Source organism: Streptomyces hawaiiensis, assembly GCF_004803895.1.
GTDB classification, from domain to species: domain Bacteria; phylum Actinomycetota; class Actinomycetes; order Streptomycetales; family Streptomycetaceae; genus Streptomyces; species Streptomyces hawaiiensis.
In genome coordinates this window covers 8,102,651-8,118,159 of sequence record NZ_CP021978.1, presented here as the reverse complement: position 1 = coordinate 8,118,159, position 15,509 = coordinate 8,102,651, and the positions used below count along the sequence as shown (strand labels likewise).

Genomic DNA, 15,509 nt, shown 5'->3' with positions numbered 1-15,509 from the left:
GTCAGCTGTCCTTGCGCAGGGCGTGGGCGAGAAGGTCGAGGAAGGAGCGGTTGATCAGGCTCGACTCGGCGGGCCTGAGCGGGCGCCGGGACAGCATCGCGGCCTGCCCGTAGAGGGCTTCGGCACTGGTGCGGGCCAGCTCGGGCTCGTCGATGGCGACGGCGGTGCGCACCAGCGGGTTGAGCTGGTTGAGGATCAGCTGGGCCCGCGGGGCCTCCTGGCGCAGGGCGCCGAGGATGTCGCCCCACAGGCCGCCTTCCTGCTCACGGGCGAGCTGGGAGCGGGTGCGCTCGTGCCGGGCCTCGCGGCTGTCGACGAGCAGGGCGGGGGCGGAGGCCGGCTGGAAGGTGCGCAGCGCGACGTCGCAGTCGAAGACGGCGAGGGCGTCGCGGGCCTGGGCGAGGTAGGCCGCGGCGGCGAGTTCCGTCTCCCGGTCGACGGGGTCGAGGTGAGCGGTGAGGGTGTCCGGATCGAGGTCGGCGACGGTAGCCTCGGGCCTGATCTCGGGCAGCCGGTGGACGAGTTCACGGTCGTAGGTGTAGCCGCCGTTGACGACGCCGAGCCCGGCGGCCGAGGCGATCGCCGCGACCTGCCGGAACTCCTCGACGCTGGATGTCACGAGCACGGTGCGGTGGGTGCGCGCGAACTCGTCGAGGGTGGTGTGCCCGTCGGTGGTCTCGAACGGCAGCCAGGGCAGCAGCATCCGCAGGATCTCGTCGTCGTGCACCGCGAGCGACTTCACGGCCAGGTGGTGGGCCTGGAGGAACCGGCCGAGCAGGTCCGGGTCGCTGGCCGCGGCCCGGGCGATCCAGGCGCGCAGCCGCTCGGCGAGGGCGTCGCGGACGGCGGCGAGGGTGTCGTCCTCGTACAGGGACTCGCGGGACGCCGTCGGGCGCAGGCTCTCGGCGTCGACGACGCAGCGGACGAAGAACGCCCACTCGGGCAGGATCTCCTCGGCCTGCTCGGACAGCAGCATGCCCTTGACGTGCACGCGGTGGCCGTGGCGGCGCCCGGCCGGCACGGTCTCGGGCAGCACGCAGGCGATGCCCTTCAGGCCCACGGCCGGCAGGTCCAGCTCGATGGTGTCCAGCGGCTTGAAACCGAAGACCTCCTCGCCGTAGGCGGCCAGGGCACGGGAACGGGCTCCCGGGGTGGGGTACGTCCGCGCCCAGGGGGCGGGCTCGGGGTTGACGGACGTGCCCGGGCCGCCTGTGCCGTCGTCGAAGGTCACCGGGTGGCGGAGCAGGGAGCCGAAGTGGCGGGCCAGCGCGTGCACTTGCGCCGGGCGGGTCCACTCCCCCGCGTCGGCGCGCGGCGTCAGTGTGACGGTGGTGCCGGGCCGGGGGCGGGCGGAGGCGGGCAGGGTGCGGACGGTGTAGCTGCCGTCGCCGCGGCCCCGCCACTCCACGGCGGGCGCGTCGGGGGTACGGGCGGAGCGGCTCAGGACGTGGATCTCGTCCGCGACCAGGAAGCAGGAGAGCAGGCCGATGCCGAACTGACCGATGAAGTCGCCGCGTTGTTCGGCCAGCCGGTCGGCGCGCTTGCTGCTGCGGCCGATGGTGGCGAGGAAGCTGTGCACGTCGGCCTCGGTGAGACCGACGCCGTCGTCCTCGACGCGTACCACCGAGCCGTCGGCGTACAGACGGACACCGAACGCGTCGGCGGGGGCGGCCGGTTCGAGGGTGCGCCGGGCGGTCAGCGCGTCCACCGCGTTCTGCATCAGTTCGCGCAGGTAGACGCGGGGGCTGGAGTAGAGGTGGTGGGAGAGGAGATCGACGAGGCCGCGCAGGTCCACCTGGAAGGTGCGGTCTGCGCCGGGCGGGTTCGGGGCGGTGCCGGGGAGAGTCATGGGGCAGTCCGGGGTGGGAGGAGTGACGGGATGGCGAGTGCGAGCGGGCGGCACCGGGCCGGGCGAGTTCGGGTGTGGGCGCGGGCGCTCGAACTCAGGCGCGGGCTCAGGCCTCAAGCCCGGGTGCTCAGGCGCTCGGGCCGGAGGGCTCAGGCGCCCGGGCCCGGGTGCTCAGGCGCGGCGGTGCCGGCGGGCGAACTGCTTCTCGGGCTCGGAGAAGTAGACCCAGGGCCACTTGGTGTAGGCGCCGTCCAGCGTCTGGAAGACGCGCCGGACCGTGTGGCGCTCACCGGCCAGGGACAGGGCCATGGCGAACATGTTGAAGTCCTGCTGCCAGCCCGGGCGCCACACGTAGGCGGGGTGGAGGATGCTGTGGTCGGCCGCCTCCCGCAACTGCGCCTGGATCTCCTCGGTCACGAGGTAATCCCCGCGGTCCGACTCGACCCACTCCTCGATGTACGCCATGGCGATCAGGCAGCCGAGACGGTGGCCGTGCGGGGCCCGGGCGACCGCGTCCTGGGCGAACGCCAGGGCCTGCCCCGGCTCGCCGCCCCAGCGCGGCTGCAGCTGCGACAGCCACTCGAGGTGGGTCTCCGGATCCAGCGGGTCGCGGCGCAGGGCGGCGTCGCGGCGGGCCTCGTTGACGGCGGCGCCCAGTGACATGCCGCGGCCGGAGGTGAGGAGGTGGCGCCAGGGCGTGGCCCAGTCCGCCCGCAGCTCGGCGGCCTCCAGCAGATGCTCCTCGGCGATCTCGAGCCGCTCGTGGAAGACCCGCCACTGCTCCTGCGTGACGTTCACGGCACGCTCGGCGGTCCGCGCCTCCCAGCCCCAGGCGATGTGGCGGGCCCCGGATATGAGCAGGGCCGTCGCCCGGTGCTCCTTGTCCTCCTCGACGGCCCGGACGATCCAGTCCTGCACGCCGTCCAACTCGGCGAGTTCCCCCAGGACTTGATGGTCGCGGCCGAGATCGAAGGGGGCCAGCGCCGCCTTGACCGCCGCCCAGTCACCCGCGTCGGCCGCCTCGATCAGGGCGAGCACCCGCGTGTCCCCGAGCGCACGCAGCGCGTACATCCCGTTCTTCTGCCTGCGCGGGACCGGGAGGACGTGCGGATCCGCCGCCGGTCTCTCCGCACCCCTGCCGAACAGCTTGCCGAACATGCCGCGCCCTCCCCTGGTCCCGCGTGATCTTCCGGTGCAGCATAAGCGGACCCACCGACACGCTCTCCACCGGGTTTTCACCATCACTTCACGGATCAGCCGCCGGGGATGCGCAGGGCCAGGACGGCGACGTCGTCGTCGTTTCCGGCGGGGCGGACGCGGCGCAGGAGCTGGTCGGTGAACGAGGCGAGAGGGCGGTGGGCGAGGGCGGCGGCGTGCTGGCGCAGTCGGTTCAGTCCCTCGTCGAGGGTGCGGCGGGGTGCTTCTATGAGGCCGTCCGTGTACAGCACCAGAGTGGAGCCGGGCGGCAGCTGCGCGGTGGCGTCCGGGCGTCGGGTGCCGGTCTGGGTGCCCAGCAGGATGCCGTGGCCGTCGGTGAGGTACTGGGCCAGGCCGTCCCGGCTGATCAGCAGCGGCGGGGGGTGCCCGGCGTTGGTCCAGGACAGCTGCCAGTGGCCGTCGTCGGCCGGTTCGATCCGGGCGAAGATCGTCGTGGCCATGTCCACGTCGGTGATGTGCTGAATCGCCTCGTCGAGCCGTTCGACGATCCGGCTGGGGGGCTCGTGCTGGGACCAGGCGTAGGCGCGGAGCATGTTGCGGACCTGCGCCATGCCGGCCGCCGCCTCCAGGTCGTGGCCGACGACGTCTCCGATGGCCAGGGCGGTGGACGCGTCGGACAGGGGGAAGGCGTCGTACCAGTCGCCGCCGACCTGTGACGCGTCCGGTGCGGGCAGGTAGCGGACGGTCATCTGCAGGCCCGAGACGCCCGGCATCTGCGGCAGCAGATGGTTCTGCATGGTCTCGGCGACCTTGCGCTGGCGCTGGTAGAGGCGGGCGTTGTCCACGGCGAGGCCGGCGCGGCGGGCGATGTCCTCGACGAGGGGGAGGTCCACGGACGTGAAGGGCGCCTGATTCCCGTCACGGCCCAGGGTCAGCGCTCCTAGGACGGCGCGGGTGCTGCGGATGGGCACGATGGCCGCGGACTGCATCCCCGTGACGTCGAACAGGCGGCGCTGCTCGACCGCGATACCGGAGTCCGGTGGCCCATGGTAGGTCTGCGGGCCGGCCAGGTTGGAGGCGACACCGCGCAGGGCCCTGGACAGGGGCATCGGTGACTCCTCCGGGATCGGCGGCATCGGCCCCTGCAGATCCTCGTGGTGCGTGAGGGTGTCGCCGTCGGCGTGGACCACGACGGTACGCCACACCTCGTCGCGCTCGGTGATCAGGTCGATGACCGCCCAGTCCGCGAGGCGGGGCAGGACCAGGACCACCAGCCTGCGCAGCGCCTCGTCGACGTCGAGTGTGGAGGTCAGCTGCGCGGTGGTCTCGGCCAGCAGCGCCAGCCGGTGCAGTTCGGACAGCGGCCGGGTCGCCGGTTCCGGTTGCGGGTCGCTGACCTGCGGGTGGTCGGGGGTGTGGAAGACGACGAGCGTCCCGGCGTCCCTCCCCCCGACGTCGTACGGCGTGATCAGCCAGGAGATGCGCAGCAGGGTGCCGTCGCCGCAGGCGAAGTAGTCCTCGTCGGACTGGGCCGTGCGTCCGGCGTGGAAGGCCTGCCGCATGGCGCACTGGGTTCTCGGCAGGGGCTCCCCCTGCGGGCCGCGGTGCAGCAGGTCGTGCGCGTCCTGCCCGATCAGGTCTTCGGCTGACCGGCCCAGCAGGCGCTCGGCGCGGGCGTTCGCGGCGACGATGCAGCCCTGCTCGTCCACGACGTAGGCGCCGGCGCCGATGGCTTCCAGAGTCCCGGCCAGCACGAGGGACACTGTCGGCACGGACGGCCCGAGAACGGTCTCCGTGTGCTCCGGCCCCGTCATCGCGGCCTCCCCGCTGATCGGGCCGGCGTCCCTGTCGCCGGCATGTCCTGCTTGCTTGCCTTCCCCGTATGCCCCTACGAGGGAGAATTCCACGTCGCCGGGCGACGTCGTGTCCTTCGCCCAGACCGTGATCACCGGGTGTGGGCCGCTGACCTGCGATCCCGGGGGACCGGACGGGGCGGTCGAGACGCCGGGGCAGGCCGCGCGGGGTGTCCGGGTGGCGTCGTTTCAGTGCGGAGCAGGCGACCGCACGACCGGTGCCCGTGACGTCGCCGTCGTGAGGGCGCGGCCGACGGACTCCGGCCAGGGCTGACGGTCCGCGTCGTCGAGCGGGATACCGCCGACGTCACTGTCCCTCACGGAACACGACGACCGGACAGGCGGCGTGGTGAGCGCAGTGCTGGGCGACGGATCCCGGCATCAGCCCCGCGAATCCCCCGAGCCCCCGGCTGCCGACCACGAGCAGGGAGGCGTCAGGGGCCGCGCGGAGGAGCACGCTGGCGGGGGTGCCGTACTGCACCTCGGCGCGGACCTCCACGGGTGGCTGCGCTCCCACGGTTTCCTCGACCACCCGTGCGAGGTCTTCTCGTGTCCGGCCTTCCAAGGCCGCTTCATCGCTTCTCGACGGGGGCAGCCGGCCGAGCGCGCCGTGGAACTGCGGGTAGTCCCAAGCGGTCACAGCGAGCACCGCACCCCCGGTGAGCTCCGCCTGGCGCACCGCCCAGCGAAGGGCCTGCTTCGACGAGTCCGAGCCGTCCACCCCGGCCACGATGCGGTCCGTCTCCGCGCGCTGGTCAGCCATGGCCTCTCCTGCCCTCGACCCTCGGGACCACCACCCAGGTCCGCGGCCCGCGGACGTGGCGTGTCCTCCAGCCTCGTGCCGACCGGACCGTAATGCCCAGTGGGCAGGTCCGGACGAGGCCGGGCGGGGATCAGGCCGGGTCCACGTCGGTGTGCAGCAGGTGGTGGTCCGAGTACGGAGTGGGATGCACGCGGTGCCGGAGCGGGACGAAGCCGCGCAGGAACACGTAGTCGAACTTGCTCTGCCAGTCGGTGGTCGGCTGACAGGTCCCGGTGGGCGGCGGCTGGCACTGGGGGTCCGCGTCCGTGGCCAGTGCCCATATCCCGGCGAGCTCGGGGGTGTCCGGCACCGCGTTGAAGTCGCCGAGGACGATCGCGCGATCGTGCCGGGCGACCTCTGCGGCGAGTACGCGCGTCTGGTCCGCCCGGACCGCCTCTTGACGCCGTTGGGCGAGATGCGTGTTGAAGACCCGGACGGACCGGCCACCCACGGTGGTGGTGACGGCCAGGTACCCGCGGTCTTCGGAGCCGCCGTCGGGATACTCCACGTTGACGGGGTCCGTCATCGGTGCGGCGGAGAGGATCGCCTGGCCGAAGGCCCCCGGATTCCAAGGCGTTCCCCCGCAGCGGCCCCATTTCCGCAGCACCGACCCGTACTCGACGTGGTAGACCAGCCCGTGGAGGTTCTCCAGATACTCCCGGATCCTCTCCACGTCACGCACGCACGCCTCCTGCATGCCGATGACCTGGGGCGCGTACGCGGCGATCTCCGCCGCCCGGTCGACGTCGCTCACCTCGCAGGGGTTGCAGATGTTCCACGTCATGACCCGGTTCGCCACGACGTCCCCGGCGGCTTCGGCAGGCTGTGACCCGGCGAAGAGGGCACCGGTCGGCGCACTGGGGCCGACGAGCACCATGCAGAGCGCCACCATGGCGCCCGCGAGCAACCGCGCCCCCGAACCGCGACCGAGCACCCTGGCCTCCTCACGGTGGATACACCTGGCCTCTGACGTCTCATGCACGAGATTAGGGGACGGGGTCGTCGGAGACACACGTGCACTCCCCTCTCGCCTCCCGATCACTCCGCCCCGGGGCGGAGACCCGCCGGGGGGCGGCCCCTCAAGTCAGATTCAGCCCGCCGTCGAGCACGACGACCTCACCGGTGAGATAGGTGCTGGCGATCACCGATGCCACGAGGTCGGCCACGTCGTCGGGCTGGGCCGGGCGGCGCATGGGGGCACGGTCCCGCCACAGTTCGTGCGCCTGTGCCCAGTCCTTCGTCATCGGCGTGTCCACCAGCCCCGGCGCCACCGCGTTCACCCGTACCTCGGGCCCGAGCGCTGCCGCGAGCAGCCGGGTCACATGATTGAGCGCGGCCTTGCTCGCGGCGTAGGGCACCGAGGAGCCCTTGGGCCGGACACCGGCGTGGCTGGTGATGTTCACGATGCTGCCGCCCGCCGGTGAGCGGCGCAGGGCCGCAAGGGCCGCTGTGCACAGCACCCATGGCGCGATCAGGTTGACCTCCAGCAGGTGCCGCCAGTCCGCCGGTGTCGCCGCGGCCAGGTCGTCATGCGGGATCGGCCGGCTGATGCCCGCGTTGTTCACCAGCACGTCCAGCCGCCCGTACCGGTCGAGAGCCGCCTCGACGAGTCCCCGGGCCTCCTCCTCCACTGCCAGATCCGCCTGTACGTAGGCCCCGCCGAGCTCCACTGCCAGGGCCTGCCCGGCCTCAGCACTGCGCCGCGAGTGCACGACGACGCGCATGCCGTCCGCCGCCAGCCTCCGCGCGACGGCTTCCCCGATCCCGGAAGTGGACCCGCTGACCAGGGCGACGGGCTGATCCCCACGTTCGAACTCCATGTCTGCGGATCTTGCCACGCCTGCGGGAGACGGGTCGGGTCGGTGGACGGTACACAGTGGTCGCGCCTCAGTCGGCGGGCAGTGACTGCTCCGCCCAAATGATCTTGCCGTTGGTGATCTGACGGGTACCCCAGCCCTGGGTGAGCTGGGCGACGAGAAGCAGCCCGCGTCCGCCTTCGTCGAAGGTACGGGCCCGGCGCAGGTGGGGTGCGGTCGTGCTGCCGTCGGAGACTTCGCAGATGAGCGTGCGGTCGTGGATCAGTCTGAGCTCGATGGGAGGCCGGCCGTACCGGATGGCGTTGGTGACCAGTTCGCTGACGACCAGCTCGGTGACGAACACGGCATCCTCCAGGCCCCACTCGGACAGTTGCCGGCAGGCGGCCTTGCGCGTCTCGGCGACCGCTGCGGGGTCCGGCGACACCGGCCAGGTCGCCACGTGGGAGGCGTCGAGGGCTCGGGTGCGGGCCACGAGGAGCGCCACATCATCGGAGGGGCGATCCACGAGCAAGGTGCGCAACAAGGCGTCACAGGTGGCCTCCAGATCACCGGACGGTCGCCGCAGCACCTCGCGCATGGAGGCGACCCCTTCGTCGATGTCATGGCCACGGACCTGGACGAGCCCGTCCGTGTAGAGCACGAGCAGGCTGCCCTCGGCCAGCTCCAGCTCGGTCGACTCGAAGGGCAGGCCGCCCAGGCCGAGGGGAGGCCCCGCCGGAACGTCGATGAACTCGACGATGCCGTCAGGTGCCACGAGCGCGGGCACGGGGTGGCCCGCGCGGGCGATCGTGCAGTGGCGGGAGACCGGGTCGTAGACGGCGTACAGACAGGTGGCGCCGATGTCTCCGTCGAGCAGGGCCATGGCGTCCGCCCCACCGGCCAGGCGGTTGACCAGGTCGTCGAGGTGGGTCAGCAACTCGTCGGGGGGCAGGTCGACATCCGCCAGCGTGCGCACGGCGGTGCGCAGCCGCCCCATGGTCGCCGAGGCCTGGACGCCGTGGCCCACGACGTCACCGACGACCAGGGCGACCCGGGCACCGGAGAGCGGAATGACGTCGAACCAGTCGCCGCCCACACCGGCCCGGGCGCTGGCGGGCAGATAGCGGGAGGCGACATCCAGGGCGGCCTGCTCGGGGAGACGTTGGGGCAGCAGGCTGTTCTGCAAGGTGAGGGAGGTGTCGCGCTCGCGGGTGTAGCGCCGGGCGTTGTCGATGCACACGGCGGCGCGGGCCGTGATCTCCTGGCCCAGCAGCAGATCGTCCTGCGCGAAGCGCTTGGGCCGCCGGTGGCGGGAGAACGTGGCCACTCCCAAGGTGAGACCACGCGCGCGCATGGGCACCGCCAGCACCGAGTGGAACCCGAACCGCCGCATCCGTTCGGCACGTTGCGGGGCCGTCCGGTCGAGTTCCTCCAGGGCGGCGGGCGTGATGTGCTCGATGATCGGCCGCCCCGCGGCCAGGCACCGCGCCGCGGTGGAACCCTCCGGGTAGGCCGCCACCGTCCCGTGCTGCACCACGGTTTCGGGGCAACCCTCCAGAACCGACTGAGAGGCGACCCGGCGCAACATCACCGGGCCGTGCGGAGCGCCCTCCGGTGGGTCCTCACCCCCTTCGATCGCCGGCAGGAGATCGACCGTGACGAAGTCCGCGAACCGGGGCACGGCCACGTCGGCGAGCTCCTGAGCGGTACGGGGCAGGTCCAGGGTGCTGCCGATCCGCAAGCTGGCGTCGTCGACCAGGACCAGTCGCTGCCGGGCGAGGTACTGCTCCGTCACGTCGTGCGCCGACAGCAGGACACCTTCGAGTCGCCCGTCGGAGTCCCGCACGGGGACGAGGGACACCGACCAGACGCTCTCCCGCTCATGGCCGGCGAGGTGCAGCGAGGCCCCGAGCTCCTGGAGACGACCGGTCTCCAGCGCGGTGCGCATGCCCTCCTCGGTCCGCTCGCTCTCCGAGTCGAGGACGATCTCCGTCACCCGCAGACCGCGCATCTCCTCCTCGGGTAGGCCCATCACCCGTTCCATGTCCGCGTTCGCCCAGCGCAACCGCAGTCCGGTGTCGTACAGGGCCATCGTGTAGGGAGCCTGCGTGAAACTACGCCGTACGAAGGCGTCGTCCTCAGGCGTCGGTGCCGGCCGGGCCACCGGTGACACCAGCAGCCAGTCGTCCTCCGCGTCGTTCGCCCGGTGATGGGCCAGCAGCCCGACGGTGAGCCGGTGACCGTCCCGGTGCAGCAGCGTTGCCGTCCCACTCCACCTTCGCAGGCCGGTCAGCGAGTCCGGTACGTGCGTGTGAGCGGCGTCCGCGAGAAGCCGGGCCCCGTTCCGGCCGACCACTTCGCAGGCCCGGTATCCGAGCAGGCGCCGGGCCCCCTCGTTCCACGCGGTCACGACACCGCGACCATCGACGACGACCCTGGCCGTGGCCGCCTCGTCGGCATGTTCCTGCGACCCCTCGCTCGGCGGTCCCTCGTCCCGGGCGGACGCGGATCCGATCATGGCCTCATCTCGCCTCACTCCCGCCTGGGGCCGTCTGCCGGGGGGCGCCCTGAACCCGAGGTGCGCCGCACCTGCGTTCCTTACGACACTAGACATCAAGCGTGACAGATGTGCGCGAACGGGTCCTCATGGCAGGGCGGCGGCATCGATCCCGGACGGAGGGTGGGACCCATGGCTGTCATCGACGAGAGGTGGCCGGACCAGGCCGAGTGGGCCGGAAAGATCTACAGCTCGGGCTGGCGCGAGTCCGAGGGCGGCACCCGTCAGGTGATCGAACCGGCCACCGGGGACGTGCTGGCCGACATCGGCGTCGCCTCCCCCGCGGACGTCGCCCGGGCCGGCGCACGGGCCGCCCGGGCCGCCGGGGACTGGGCCGCGGCAGCTCCTTCCGATCGGGTCGAGGTCCTGCTGCGCGCGTCCGGCGGCCTGCGTGAACGCGGCGACACCATCCGCGACTGGATCGTCCGCGAGTCGGCCGGCGTCCCCGTCAAGGGCGACTACGAGATCATCGCCACCCTCGCCCAACTGAGGCACGCCGTCGGACTGGCGTCCCTGCCCCGGGGTGAGGTCCTGGCCCCTCAGGCCCCCGGCGGAACGAGTGTGGCGTGGCGGGTGCCGCTCGGCGTCGTCGGTGTCATCAACCCCTGGAACGCGCCGCTGCTGTTCGCGATGCGCGCGCTGGCGCCCGCCCTCGCACTGGGCAACACCGTGCTGCTCAAACCCGACCCGCTCACCCCGGTGTCCGGGGGCGTCCTGATCGCGCGGCTCTTCGAGGACGCCGGGCTGCCCGACGGGGTGCTGCACGTTCTGCCGGGCGGCGCGGAGACCGGACAGGCGGTCGCGGCGGACCCCCATGTCGCCATGGTCGCTTTCACCGGCTCCACCGAGGCAGGGCGCGCCGTGGCCCGTGTGGCGGGTGAGGGGCTGAAACGGGTCTCCCTCGAGCTCGGCGGCAAGAACTCGCTCGTCGTGCTCGACGACGCGGACGTGGAGGCGGCCGCCCTGGCCGGAGCGGTGAGCACCTTCGGGTACCAGGGGCAGGCGTGCGTCGCCGCCGGCCGCCACCTGGTCCACACCGACCTGGTCGAGGCGTACACCGACGCGCTGGTCGGGCATGCGCGGGCCCTGCGCATCGGCGATCCCCGCGAGGACGGTGTCAGCGTCGGCCCGGTCATCAGCGAACGGCAGGCCGCCAGGATCGAGCGCATCGTCGACGAGAGTGTGGCCGCCGGGGCGCGGGTGCTCACGGGTGGCCGACGCGACGGGCTCTTCTACCCGCCCACCGTCCTCGACCACGTCGACCGGGCCATGCCCGTGTTCACCGAGGAGATCTTCGGTCCCGTCGCCCCCGTCATTCCCTTTCGCAGCGAGGCGGAGGCCGTCGAGATCGCCAACGACACCGCGTACGGTCTGACGGCCGCCGTGCACTCCGGCTCCGTGCCCAGGGCGACGGCTGTCGCCGAGCGGCTGCGCACCGGCATGGTCCACATCAACGACGTTTCCGCAAAGGACGCCGCGAACGCCCCCTTCGGAGGCATGGGCAGCTCCGGCAACGCCTCCCGCATCGGCGGCACAGCCAGCCTGGAGCAGTTCACCCAGTGGCGCTGGATGACCGCACCGGGGCCGGCGTGACACAGGACTCCTCGTTCCTCATCCCACCTCAGACGCCCTGGGGGCAGGGATTCCCCGGGGAGCGCGCAGGCTCGGCGACAGCGGGCGGCCGGACGGGAACACGGCCCGGGCGAGCACGTCCTCGGACATCGGCCCGGGGACACCCCTCCACTGAGTGGAGCTGATGTCGGTCCTGGCGGCCGACGGCACCGGTGTCCGCGGCTGGCATGAAGCCGGGGTCCCGTGGCCGGTGCCGCCGCGTAGCGGCTCTCCTCGCTCGGGATGGCCGTGCCGCTACCGCGCCGCCTCGTCCTCGATCTCGTGGACCAGATCGATGGCCCGGCCCAGCGTGGTGAGGCGGGCGTCAAGGGTCTCACCGGCCGGATAGAAGCGGACGGTGTCGACGCCGGCGTCGCGCCACACGCGCAACCGCTCGCGCACCATGTCCTCGGTTCCGATCAGCGTGGTCGCGAGCACCATCTCGTCGGTGACCAGGTCGGCCGCGCCGTCCCGGTCCCCTGCCTGCCAGCGCGTCCGTACGTCGGCCGCGACCTCCGCCCATCCCTGGCGGCTGTAGGCGTTGTTGTAGAAGTTCGCGGTCGCGGAGCCCATGCCGCCGAGGCTGAAGGCGAGTTCCTTCTTGCGTCCGGCCACCATCGCGCGCAGCGCGTCCTCGTCATCGGCGAAGGCGACCTCGGCACCCTGGCAGACGTCGAGGTCGGAGCGAGTGCGACCGGCAGCGGCCAGGCCCTCGTCCAAGTGGTCGAAGTACGCCTCCTTGGCGCCCTCGGGCACAAAGCTGGTGCCCAGCCAGCCGTCGGCGATCTCACCGGTCAAACGCAGCATCTTCGGCGAGAGGGTCGCCAGGTAGACGGGGATCTCGTACTCGGCACGCATCGACAGACGCATGGGCTTCGCGTCCCCACCCGGCAGCGGGATCTGGAACTCCCGCCCGGAATAGGAGACCTTCTCCCCCGAGGCGGCCTGTCGCACGATCTCGACGGTCTCCCGCATCCGTGCCAGCGGCCGGGCGAAGGGCACGCCGTGCAGCCCCTCGATCACCTGTGGTCCAGAGGGGCCGAGCCCCAGGAGGAAGCGCCCTTGGGAGATCTGCGACAGGGTGATCGCGGCGCGGGCCATGGCCATCGGCGTGCGGGTGCCGAGCTGGATGATCCCGGAGCCGAGCAGCATGCGCTCGGTCTTCGCGGCGAGGTAGCCCAAGGGCGAGGGCGCCTCGGAGCCCCAGGCCTCCGCGACCCAGCAGATGTCCAGGCCGAGTTTCTCCGCCTCGGTGACGTAGTCGACGATCTCCGGCCAGTCGCCGCCGGATGCTTCGATCGTGGTGGACGTACGCATCAGCGACTCGCCTCATCCGAGGTCTGGGCGTTCTCGGCCAGCTTCTTGATCGCTTCGAGAGTGGCGGCCATGTTGGCCTCGAACTCCCGCAAGCGGACGAAGACGATCTTCTGCTCCTTCTCCGGCATGCGATCGATGGCGAAGGAGAGACCCGAGCGGGCCGGCCCCATCTGCATCCACTCCCGCAGCAGCGTGCCGCCGTCCTGCGGCTCCAGAGTGAACCGCCAGACGGCAGTGGGGTGTTGCGGGTCCTCGACGGCCCAGGCCAGCACCCTCGGCGGTTCGTACTCGACGATGTGGGACGTGGTGGCCCACTCCCCCAGCGCCGGGTGCTTGCTCCGGCCGATGAACCGGGCTCCCGGTGCGGGGCCTCTCCGGCCGTCCAGCCACTCCACCGACTGCAGTTCGGAGCTCAGGCTCGGCATCAGCTGAATGTCGGACACCAGCTTCCACACCTGCGCCGGCGGGGCGGCGATCCAGGTGTGGACCTCGGCCGTCGGTTTGTCCGCGTAGCGCACGCCCGTCCACTCCATGATCGCGCAGCCTCCCTGCCCACTGAGAACCTCATACCAGTACGTGACCAGTAAAGTTGCGTAGATAGACTTACTTGTCAAGGGCGAGCCCAGGCCCCCGGGTCTCCGGGTCAGCCCGCGAAACGCTCGCGCACGTCCGGCCGCTCGGCCAGATGAGGCGGGTAGCCGGGACCCATCCCGGGACGGGTGTTCCCGGCGGTCATCGGCTCGCCGCAGGCGGCACACACCACCTCGGCGTGGCTCTCCTGCCCGCACACGTCGTGGCGCATGACCACCGGCGGGCCCGCCTCACCGGACAGCCAGCGATCCCCCCACCGGTTCATCACCAGCAGCACGCCGTAGAAGTCGCGCCCTTTCTCGGTGAGCACGTAGTCGTACCGGACCGGCTCGGTCTGGTACGGCCGTTTCTCCAGCAGACCCTCTTCCACCAACCGCCGCAGGCGGTCCGTCAGCGTGTTGCGGGCGATTCCGAGCGACTCCTGGAAGGCGTCGAACCGCCGGATCCCGTAGAACGCCTCACGCAGGACCAACGGCGTCCACCAGTCCCCGAGCAGATCCATGGTCCGCGCGATCGAGCAGGGCCACTGCGCAAAGGATGTCCGCCTCATGAGGTCAGCATAGGTCCGTCCAGTCGTGAGACCCAGCAGGTCCACCGGCCACAGCCGGAGGGCACGCCCTTTTGTTCTCCGTCAATGACGGAGTTCTCTTGTGCGCGAGGCGGGAATCGCCGCCTGCGAAGAGCGCCCGGCACGGGGGGGAAGCCACTCCTCCGTGTGCCTCGGACTGCCGGAGGCCCCTGGCGAGGAGTCACGCTTGAGTGGCAGGCACCGGGAAGAGCATGCAACTGCTGGTCGCATGGGCGAGGAGGCGGTCCGCCGCGTCGACGAGCTGCGCCTGGGCGAGGGCGGTCCGGCGGCCACTGCTGACAACCGTGCCGATGGCGCGCACCACGCCCGTGTCCATGGTGATCCGCCGCAGGAACTTCACGGTCAGGTCGAGCGAGGTGTACGCGACACCCTGCGGGAGCGTGGACTGGACGGCGCAGCCCGCCGCGGAATCGAGCAACGTGGCGAAGATGCCGCCGTGCACACTGCCGATCGGGTTGTAGTGCTCCTCCCCCGGCGTCAGGGAGAAGACCGCCCTGCCGGGCTCCACCTCGTCCAGGCTGAAGTCGACGGTGTGGTTGATCGGCGGCCCCGGCAGTCGGCCCGCCTGCAGTGCGCGCAGGAAGTCGATGCCGGCCATGCGGCCTGCGGCCTCCGCCAGGATCGCGGGATCGTCCCAGTGATACGTACGCGTTCGCCCCACGATCCGGCATCCTTCCCTCTTGACTGTCCCCATCTGACTTCGTCAGGCGAAGCTAGACTTCCGCTCACCTGACTGTCAATAGCGAAGGCAGGTCCCTTACGATGGCGGCATGGAGTGGCTTGAGGCGAGCACCGACAACTGCCCCGTCCAGCGCACGCTCGATGTGATCGGGGAGAAGTGGACGTTGCTGATCCTGCGTGACGCCGTCAACGGCGTCCGCCGCTTCGACGACTTCCACCGCCACATCGGCCTGTCCGAGGCCGTTCTCAGCGACCGTCTTCGGAAACTGACCTCGGCCGGCATCCTGAAGACCGTCCCGTATCAGGAGCCGGGCAGCCGCTCCCGCAACGAATACCGCCTGACCCGCAAGGGCTGGGACCTGTGGCCCGTACTGATGGCGCTGGCCCAGTGGGGCGAGACATACACCCTCGGCCCCGAGGGTCCTCTCCTGGACGTCCGCCACACCGAGTGCGACGCTCCGGTCCGCGTCGTCGTCGAGTGCTCTGCGGAGCGCTCCGCCCTCGCTCCCCGTGAGGTCACCGCCCGGCTGGGAACGGGCGCCCGGCCGCGATCGTGAGCCATCGCCCCCCGCGGTCGCGGTCACGGGCCAGACAGCCCTGAGATCCCAACCACCCCGGCTATGGCCATGGAAGGCCGCACCCACGGCATGCCGGCCTCATCCCTGACGGTGACAGACCGATCAGCGATTACCTGCCGCACGTAAT

Annotated in this window: 13 protein-coding genes; 2 read left to right on the top strand and 11 right to left on the bottom strand. The window is 71.6% G+C overall.

The features are described 5' to 3' along the window. Nucleotide 1 precedes the first annotated feature (1 nt). The 7 genes from CEB94_RS36840 to CEB94_RS36810 form a co-directional block, all read right to left on the bottom strand. Nucleotides 2-1,849 carry an HSP90 family protein gene (locus CEB94_RS36840; RefSeq protein WP_175436277.1) on the bottom strand — a complete coding sequence of 616 codons (1,848 nt, stop codon included), beginning with the start codon at nucleotides 1,847-1,849 and terminating at the stop codon, nucleotides 2-4. A gap of 171 nt (nucleotides 1,850-2,020) precedes the next feature. Next, entirely contained in the window at nucleotides 2,021-3,007 is a 987-nt protein-coding gene (locus tag CEB94_RS36835) for a hypothetical protein (protein ID WP_175436276.1), read from the bottom strand. Nucleotides 3,008-3,102: 95 nt separating this feature from the next. Further along, on the bottom strand, nucleotides 3,103-4,821 hold the full coding sequence (locus CEB94_RS36830) for a SpoIIE family protein phosphatase (protein ID WP_175436275.1): 1,719 nt from the start codon (nucleotides 4,819-4,821) through the stop codon (nucleotides 3,103-3,105). A 346-nt stretch (nucleotides 4,822-5,167) separates the two neighbouring features. Beyond that, the gene (locus tag CEB94_RS36825; protein ID WP_175436274.1) at nucleotides 5,168-5,623 is read right to left on the bottom strand and encodes a universal stress protein; all 456 of its coding nucleotides are present in this window, start codon (nucleotides 5,621-5,623) and stop codon (nucleotides 5,168-5,170) included. 130 nt (nucleotides 5,624-5,753) lie between these two features. Beyond that, on the bottom strand, nucleotides 5,754-6,554 hold the full coding sequence (locus tag CEB94_RS36820) for an endonuclease/exonuclease/phosphatase family protein (RefSeq protein WP_175437322.1): 801 nt from the start codon (nucleotides 6,552-6,554) through the stop codon (nucleotides 5,754-5,756). Between the two features lie 187 nt (nucleotides 6,555-6,741). Next, complete coding sequence (locus CEB94_RS36815; protein ID WP_175436273.1) at nucleotides 6,742-7,482, bottom strand: SDR family NAD(P)-dependent oxidoreductase; 741 nt, start codon at nucleotides 7,480-7,482, stop codon at nucleotides 6,742-6,744. A gap of 67 nt (nucleotides 7,483-7,549) precedes the next feature. Next, on the bottom strand, nucleotides 7,550-9,976 hold the full coding sequence (locus tag CEB94_RS36810; protein WP_175436272.1) for a SpoIIE family protein phosphatase: 2,427 nt from the start codon (nucleotides 9,974-9,976) through the stop codon (nucleotides 7,550-7,552). 171 nt (nucleotides 9,977-10,147) lie between these two features. On the opposite strand from CEB94_RS36810, the gene CEB94_RS36805 reads away from it, so the two are divergent. Further along, the gene (locus CEB94_RS36805) at nucleotides 10,148-11,608 is read left to right on the top strand and encodes an aldehyde dehydrogenase family protein (RefSeq protein WP_175436271.1); all 1,461 of its coding nucleotides are present in this window, start codon (nucleotides 10,148-10,150) and stop codon (nucleotides 11,606-11,608) included. Between the two features lie 273 nt (nucleotides 11,609-11,881). Here CEB94_RS36805 and CEB94_RS36800 read toward each other — a convergent pair whose 3' ends face one another. The 4 genes from CEB94_RS36800 to CEB94_RS36785 all read right to left on the bottom strand — a co-directional run bounded on the left by CEB94_RS36800 (nucleotide 11,882) and on the right by CEB94_RS36785 (nucleotide 14,784). Continuing rightward, the gene (locus CEB94_RS36800; protein ID WP_175436270.1) at nucleotides 11,882-12,943 is read right to left on the bottom strand and encodes an LLM class flavin-dependent oxidoreductase; all 1,062 of its coding nucleotides are present in this window, start codon (nucleotides 12,941-12,943) and stop codon (nucleotides 11,882-11,884) included. Beyond that, on the bottom strand, nucleotides 12,943-13,476 hold the full coding sequence (locus tag CEB94_RS36795; RefSeq protein WP_175436269.1) for an SRPBCC family protein: 534 nt from the start codon (nucleotides 13,474-13,476) through the stop codon (nucleotides 12,943-12,945). Before CEB94_RS36795 ends, CEB94_RS36800 begins: the two co-directional genes overlap by 1 nt. A gap of 110 nt (nucleotides 13,477-13,586) precedes the next feature. Continuing rightward, nucleotides 13,587-14,084 (bottom strand): winged helix-turn-helix transcriptional regulator, encoded by a 498-nt coding sequence (locus CEB94_RS36790; protein WP_175436268.1) that lies wholly within the window; start codon nucleotides 14,082-14,084, stop codon nucleotides 13,587-13,589. A 199-nt stretch (nucleotides 14,085-14,283) separates the two neighbouring features. Then, nucleotides 14,284-14,784 carry a PaaI family thioesterase gene (locus tag CEB94_RS36785; protein ID WP_175436267.1) on the bottom strand — a complete coding sequence of 167 codons (501 nt, stop codon included), beginning with the start codon at nucleotides 14,782-14,784 and terminating at the stop codon, nucleotides 14,284-14,286. 109 nt (nucleotides 14,785-14,893) lie between these two features. On the opposite strand from CEB94_RS36785, the gene CEB94_RS36780 reads away from it, so the two are divergent. Further along, nucleotides 14,894-15,361: a winged helix-turn-helix transcriptional regulator gene (locus CEB94_RS36780; RefSeq protein WP_175436266.1), complete on the top strand. Its 468-nt coding sequence runs from the start codon at nucleotides 14,894-14,896 to the stop codon at nucleotides 15,359-15,361. The last annotated feature ends 148 nt before the right edge of the window (nucleotides 15,362-15,509 follow it).